The 6,367-nt window shown below is 73.4% G+C and carries 6 protein-coding genes; 5 read left to right on the plus strand and 1 reads right to left on the minus strand.

Going from position 1 to position 6,367, the window contains the following annotated elements; all coding sequences use genetic code 11:
- Positions 1-25: 25 nt before the first annotated feature.
- Entirely contained in the window at positions 26-232 is a 207-nt protein-coding gene (locus ACQRUO_RS02910) for an MbtH family protein (protein WP_428314075.1), read from the minus strand.
- 394 nt (positions 233-626) lie between these two features.
- Here ACQRUO_RS02910 and ACQRUO_RS02915 point away from each other — a divergent pair, with 394 nt between their 5' ends.
- From ACQRUO_RS02915 to dpgD, 5 genes are all read left to right on the plus strand, one after another.
- Positions 627-1,913: a PLP-dependent aminotransferase family protein gene (locus ACQRUO_RS02915; RefSeq protein ID WP_428314076.1), complete on the plus strand. Its 1,287-nt coding sequence runs from the start codon at positions 627-629 to the stop codon at positions 1,911-1,913.
- A 91-nt stretch (positions 1,914-2,004) separates the two neighbouring features.
- Positions 2,005-3,096 (plus strand): 3,5-dihydroxyphenylacetyl-CoA synthase DpgA, encoded by a 1,092-nt coding sequence (gene dpgA / locus ACQRUO_RS02920; RefSeq protein ID WP_428314077.1) that lies wholly within the window; start codon positions 2,005-2,007, stop codon positions 3,094-3,096.
- 101 nt (positions 3,097-3,197) lie between these two features.
- A complete protein-coding gene (gene dpgB / locus ACQRUO_RS02925) occupies positions 3,198-3,869 on the plus strand; it encodes an enoyl-CoA-hydratase DpgB (protein WP_428314078.1) in 672 nt (223 codons plus the stop codon).
- Complete coding sequence (gene dpgC / locus ACQRUO_RS02930) at positions 3,866-5,212, plus strand: (3,5-dihydroxyphenyl)acetyl-CoA 1,2-dioxygenase DpgC (protein ID WP_428314079.1); 1,347 nt, start codon at positions 3,866-3,868, stop codon at positions 5,210-5,212. Before dpgB ends, dpgC begins: the two co-directional genes overlap by 4 nt.
- 153 nt (positions 5,213-5,365) lie before the next feature.
- The gene (dpgD, locus tag ACQRUO_RS02935; protein WP_428314080.1) at positions 5,366-6,166 is read left to right on the plus strand and encodes an enoyl-CoA-hydratase DpgD; all 801 of its coding nucleotides are present in this window, start codon (positions 5,366-5,368) and stop codon (positions 6,164-6,166) included.
- Positions 6,167-6,367 lie beyond the last annotated feature (201 nt).

The raw sequence follows: 6,367 nt of genomic DNA on the forward strand, positions 1-6,367 counted from the left end.
TCGCGTCCCGGGGGGTGAGGGGCGGTCAGGCCATCGCGCGGGCGAGGCTCGCCGGGCGCATGTCGGTCCAGGTGGCGGTCACGTGGTCCAGGCAGTCCTGGCGGCCGGCCGGGCCGTGGGTGACGGTCCAGCCCTGCGGCACCTCGGCGAAGGCGGGCCACAGCGAGTGCTGACCCTCGTCGTTCACCAGCACCAGGAAGGTGCCTTCGGCGTCGTCGAACGGGTTGGTCATCGAGTTGGTCCTCTCTCAGGTGCGCACGGGCGCAGGGGTGTTGGGCGCAGGGCGGGGATGCGTGGGATGGCGGCAGGGGTCCGTCGGGCGCTCCGCGGACCGCAGCTTCCCGGGCCTGCCCGCCCCGGCGTCCGGGCGGTGGTGGGCGAGTGGGGAGCGGCGCATCGTCCGGCCCGCCTCCGGCGACCGGGGTGCCGGTCCGCGGGGCTGCACTCGCCGGGTCCGAGAGTGACCTGCGGCCGGGAACACAAGATCGCCGAGAAGCGAACCGAAGATGAACTCGCCATACGTTCCGGTGGGTAATTCGACGCAATCCCCAGCTCACCGGACGTCAGTTGTCCTGTGGCGGCCAGTGTGATTACCTGCTCCCCGCACGACCAGAGAGCACGAGGCCATGGAACTTGAGCTGACGGGTCTTCATGAAGCGCTGACCGCACCGGTCAGCGAATCCATGAACTTCCTCAACGAGATTGCCCACAGATTTCCCGACGCCATTTCGCTGGCTGCCGGACGCCCCTTCGAGGGGTTCTTCGACCCGGCCGACGTACCCCGGTATTTCGAGGCTTTCCGCGCGTACCTGACAGAACGTCTGGCCGGCGACGAGAGCGCGGTGCGCCGCACCCTGCTGCAGTACGGCCGGACCAAGGGCATCATCCACGAGCTGATCGCCGAGCACCTGCGGGTGGACGAGGGCATCACCGCGGACCCGCAGGCCCTGGTGGTCACCGTCGGCTGCCAGGAGGCGCTCTGGCTGACGCTGCGCGCGCTGCGCCGCGACGAGCGCGACGTGCTGCTCGCGGTCACCCCGAGCTACGTGGGCGTGCACGGCGCGGCCATGATGGTGGACCTGCCGGTGCTGCCGGTGCGCGAGGCGGCCGACGGGATCGACCTCGACGACCTGGTGGCCGTGGTGCGCCGGGCCAGGGCGGCCGGCCGCAACCCGCGGGCCTGCTACGTGATCCCCGACTTCGCCAACCCGAGCGGGGTGCGGCTGGACCGCGCCAAGCGCGAGCGGCTGCTGGCGATCGCCGCCGCCGAGGACCTGCTGCTGCTGGAGGACAACCCCTACGGGCTGTTCGGCGACCCGGCGGGCCCGCCCACCCTGAAGGCCCTGGACCGCGGCGGCCAGGTCGTCTACCTGGGCTCCTTCGCCAAGACCGGCCTGCCCGGGGCCCGGGTCGGCTACGTGCTGGCGGACCAGCGGGTGACCGGCGCACCGGCCGGGCAGCCGCTGCTCGCCGACCAGCTGGCCAAGCTCAAGAGCATGCTGACGGTGAACACCTCGCCGATCGCGCAGGCCGTGATCGGCGGCAAGCTGCTGGCGCACGGGCACAGCCTGCGGGCCGCCAACGCCCGGGAGACCGAGACCTACCGCGGCAACCTGGCCCGGGTCCTGGCCGGGCTGGAGCGGCGGTTCGCCGACCTGCCCGGGGTGAGCTGGAACGTGCCGGAGGGCGGCTTCTTCCTGCTGCTCACCGTGCCGTTCCCGGCCGGTGACGACCTGCTGGCGCGCTGCGCCGCCGAGCACCGGGTGCTCTGGACACCGATCCACCACTTCTACGCCGACGCCACGCCGCGCAACGTGCTGCGGCTCTCCTTCAGCCACCTGCGCCCGACGGAGATCGAGGACGGACTCGATCGCCTCGCGGAGTTCATCCGCGCGCAATCCGCCGGAAATTGAGGAAACGTTACCGGCCCGCTCCGACGAGAAAGACCGTACAATCCATGAGTGCCTGCACGCCGCTGCTGCGGAGCAAGCCCAGAAGTTGGGGATGGACCTACCGATGACCATGGCCACCGCCCCCCTCGCCCGAATGGTCGGAGTCGGCACGGCCGTCCCCGACAACTCCTATTCCCAGCGGGAACTGCTGGACATCTTCGGAATTCAGGACCAGCGGGTCAGGTCCGTTTTCCTCAACAGCGCCATCGAGCGCCGATTCCTCACCCTGCCGCCGCAGGGACCGGACGGCGCCCGGGTCATGGAGGTCCAGGGCGAGCTGCTGGCCAAGCACAAGGCGCAGGCCGTCGACATGGGCGTGCGCGCCGTCGAGGACTGCCTGAAGGAGACCGGCGCCGACCTCTCCGACATCGGCTACCTCTGCTGCGTCACCACCACCGGCTTCCTCACCCCGGGCCTGAGCGCGCTGATCATCCGCGAGCTGGGCATCGACCCGCACACCAGCCGCCTCGACGTGGTCGGCATGGGCTGCAACGCGGGCCTCAACGCGCTGAACGCGGTGACCGGTTGGGCCCACGCACACCCCGGCAAGCTGGCCGTGATGGTCTGCGCGGAGGCCTGCTCCGCCGCCTACGTCTTCGACGGCACCATGCGCACCTCGGTCGTCAACAGCCTCTTCGGGGACGGCTCCGCCGCGCTCGCGGTGCTCTCCGGCGAGCCGGAGCTCCCGCTGCCGCAGGCGAGCGGTCCGAGCCTGCTGAAGTTCGCCAGCTACATCATCACCGACGCGATCGACGCGATGCGCTACGACTGGGACCGGGACCAGGACCGGTTCAGCTTCTTCCTGGACCCGCAGGTGCCCTACGTGGTCGGCGCGCACGCCGAGCGGGTGGTCGACCGGCTGCTGGCCGGCACCGGGCTGCGGCGCAGCGACATCGGCCACTGGCTGGTGCACTCCGGCGGCAAGAAGGTGATCGACGCGGTCGGCGTCAACCTCGGCCTGACCCGGCACGACGTGCGCCACACCACCAGCGTGCTGCGCGACTACGGCAACCTGTCCAGCGGCTCGTTCCTCTTCTCCTACCAGCGGCTGCTGGCCGAGCGGACCGCCGAACCCGGTGACCACGGCGTGCTGATGACCATGGGCCCGGGGTCCACCATCGAGACCGCCCTGGTCCGTTGGTGACCAGCGCCGGCCGCCGCCGCGCGCACCGCCCGGCACACCGCACCGCAGCTCCGCACCGAACCCCCCGCCCGTACCGGGCCGGCACGTAAGGCGACACCACCATGAACCACTCCCCCGAGCTGCAGCTCGACCTCGACGGCCGTGCGCCGCTGTCGCCCGACACCGTCGCGGCCCTCAACGCACTCTGCGACCGGGCCGAGGACGCCGCAGCCCACGCCGACGCTCACGCTCAGGCTCACGCCCCGGTCGTGCTGACCGTCACCGGCGCCCCCACCGTCGCCCCCGCCGGACCGCTCCCGCTGGTCAACAAGTGGGAGCGGGCGCTGCGCCGGCTGGAGCGCCTGGACGCCCCCACCGTGGCCCTGGTCACCGGCGACTGCGGCGGCGTGGCACTGGAGGCGCTGCTCGCCACCGACCTGCGGATCGCCCGCCCCGGCACCCGCCTGCTGCCGGCCGCCGGCCCGCGCGGCGTCTGGCCCGGCATGGCGCTGTACCGGCTGGCCAACCAGATCGGCGTCGCCGCGACCCGCCGGACCGTGCTGCTGGGCACCCCGGTCACGGCCGAACGAGCGGTCACGCTGGGCCTGTTGGACGAGCTCGCCGAGGACCCGGCCGCCGCGCTCGCCGACCTCGCCGCGACCCTCACCGGCACCGGCGAGGGCCCGGCGATCCGCCGCCAGCTACTGCTGGACGCGACCACCACCAGCTTCGAGGAGGCGCTCGGCCGCCACCTGGCCGCGTGCGACCGCACGCTGCGCGAGGTGGCGCGGTGACCACCCTGCCGCCCGGCGCGGCGGCCCCGGACGCACCCCCGGCGATCGGCGCCGACCTCGCCTTCGCCCGCCGGGTGGTGGCCGAGACCGCCGAGCGGACCGCCGACCTGCTCGCCGCGCTGCCCGAGCCGGCCCACCGCACCCCCGAGCAGCGCGAGCGGGCCGGCGAGGCCAAGAACCTCGCCCGCGCGGTGCGCAGCCGCTTCATGACCCGGCACGGCGAGGCGGTCTACCGGGAGCTGACCGCCGACCACGTCCTCGACCTGCGGCTGCCCGAGCTGGTCGCCGGCGCCGCCGCGGCCTTCCCCGGGCTGGTCCCGTCCGCCGAGCAACTGGCCGTCGAGCAGGGCCGGTTGCAGGCCGACAAGGAGGGCCTGGAGATCGACCAGGGCATCTTCCTGCGCGAGGTGCTGCGCTCCCCCACCGCGGGCCGCCACCTGATCGACGCGATGGCCCTGCCCACCGACCGCGCGCTCGCCCTGCTGCCGGAGTTCCGCCGCACCGGGCAGCTGGACCTCGGCTCGGTGCGCCTGGAGCGCCGTGGCAGCGCCGCCCACCTGACGATCGTGCGCACCGACTGCCTCAACGCCGAGGACAACCGGCACGTCGAGGACATGGAGACCGCCGTCGACCTCGCGCTGCTCGACCCGGGCGTGTCGGTGGGCCTGCTGCGTGGCGGCGAGATGACCCACCCGCGCTACCAGGGCCGGCGGGTCTTCAGCTCGGGCATCAACCTGAAGAGCCTGCACGCCGGGCAGATCTCGCTGGTCGACTTCCTGCTGCGGCGCGAGCTCGGCTACATCAACAAGCTGCTGCGCGGCCTGCGGGTGGACCACGCCGGGGCCTGGCACACCCCGGTGATCGAGAAGCCCTGGGTGGCGGCGGTGGACACCTTCGCGATCGGTGGCGGCGCCCAGCTGCTGATGGTCTTCGACCGGGTGCTGGCCGCCAGCGACTCCTACGTCAGCCTGCCCGCGGCCCAGGAGGGCATCGTGCCCGGCGCGGGCAACCTGCGGCTCGGCCGGCTGGCCGGCGGCCGGATCTCGCGCCAGGTGGTGCTCTGGGGCCGCCGGATCCACGCCACCGAGCCGGACGCCGGGTACCTGCTCGACGAGGTCGTCGAGCCCGACCGGCTGGACGCCGCCGTGGCACGGTCGCTGGACCGGCTGGACAGCCCGGCCGTGGTGACCAACCGACGGATGCTCAACCTGGCCGAGGAGCCGCCGCGGCTCTTCCAGCAGTACATGGCCGAGTTCGCGATGCAGCAGTCACTGCGGCTGTACAGCGAGGACGTCATCGGCAAGGTCGGCCGCTTCACCGCCGCCGCCCACCCGCACGCCTGACCGGTGGGCGGGCCTGCGCGGCCCGCCACGGACGCCCGCCCACCACCGCCTGACCGCGCTCCGGCACGACCGCGCTCACGTCCCCCCGACCGCACTGCGGCGGCGCCCCGACCCGCGCCGCGAACCGCGCCCGAGCCGAACGGACCCCCGACCATGGACCTCACCAGGATCCGCTACGAGAAGCGCGACCGGGTCGCCCACGTGACCCTCGACCGGCCCGACCGCCGCAACGCCATGGACCTGCGCATGCACGAGGAACTCGCGCGGGTGTGGGACGACTTCGAGGCCGACGACGACCTCTGGGTGGCCGTCCTCACCGGCGCCGGCGACCGGGCCTTCTCGGCCGGCCAGGACCTCAAGGAGCTGGCCGCCCGGATCGAGGGCGGCACCGCCGCCCCCTCGACCTTCGGCAGCCGCGGCAAGCCCGGCTGGCCCCGGCTCACCGAGCGCTTCCAGCTCGCCAAGCCGGTGATCGCCCGGGTCAACGGCCACGCCTTCGGCGGCGGCTTCGAACTCGCCCTCGCCTGTGACGTGATCGTGGCGGCCGACACCGCCAGCTTCGCGCTGCCCGAGGCCAAGCTCGGCCTGATCGCCGGCGCGGGCGGCGTCTTCCGACTGACCCGGCAGGCGCCGTACCGGGTCGCGCTCGGCCACCTGATCAGCGGCCGCCCGATGACCGCCGCCCGGGCCTACGAGTTGGGCCTGGTCAACGAGGTCGTCCCGGCGGCCGAGCTGGACGCCTGCGTGGCCGGCTGGGTCGCGGACGTGCTGCGCTGCGCCCCACTGGCGGTGCGGGCCGTCAAGCAGGCCGCGGCGGCCGCGGCGACCATGCCGCTGGAGCAGGCGTTCGCCACCCGGTTCCCCTGGGAGGAGCGCCGGATGCACAGCGAGGACGCCGAGGAGGGCCCGCGCGCCTTCGTGGCGAAGCGCGAGCCGCGCTGGCAAGGGCGCTGACACCGGGTCGGCGGGACGACCCGCAACAGGCTGCCCCGCCGACCCGCCTTTTCGGCCGCAGGCCGCTGACCTCCGGGAACGCGTGCCGTCGCACGAGCCGCGAAGACGTGAGTTGTTCGATGCTTTACCCCGTGTTCAGCCGCCGGGCCCTGGAAGTGACATTCGCTCAGGCAGCGTGACGCCCGAGCATGATCCGCGTCG

Source organism: Kitasatospora sp. LaBMicrA B282 (genome assembly GCF_050325825.1).
Lineage (GTDB): Bacteria > Actinomycetota > Actinomycetes > Streptomycetales > Streptomycetaceae > Kitasatospora.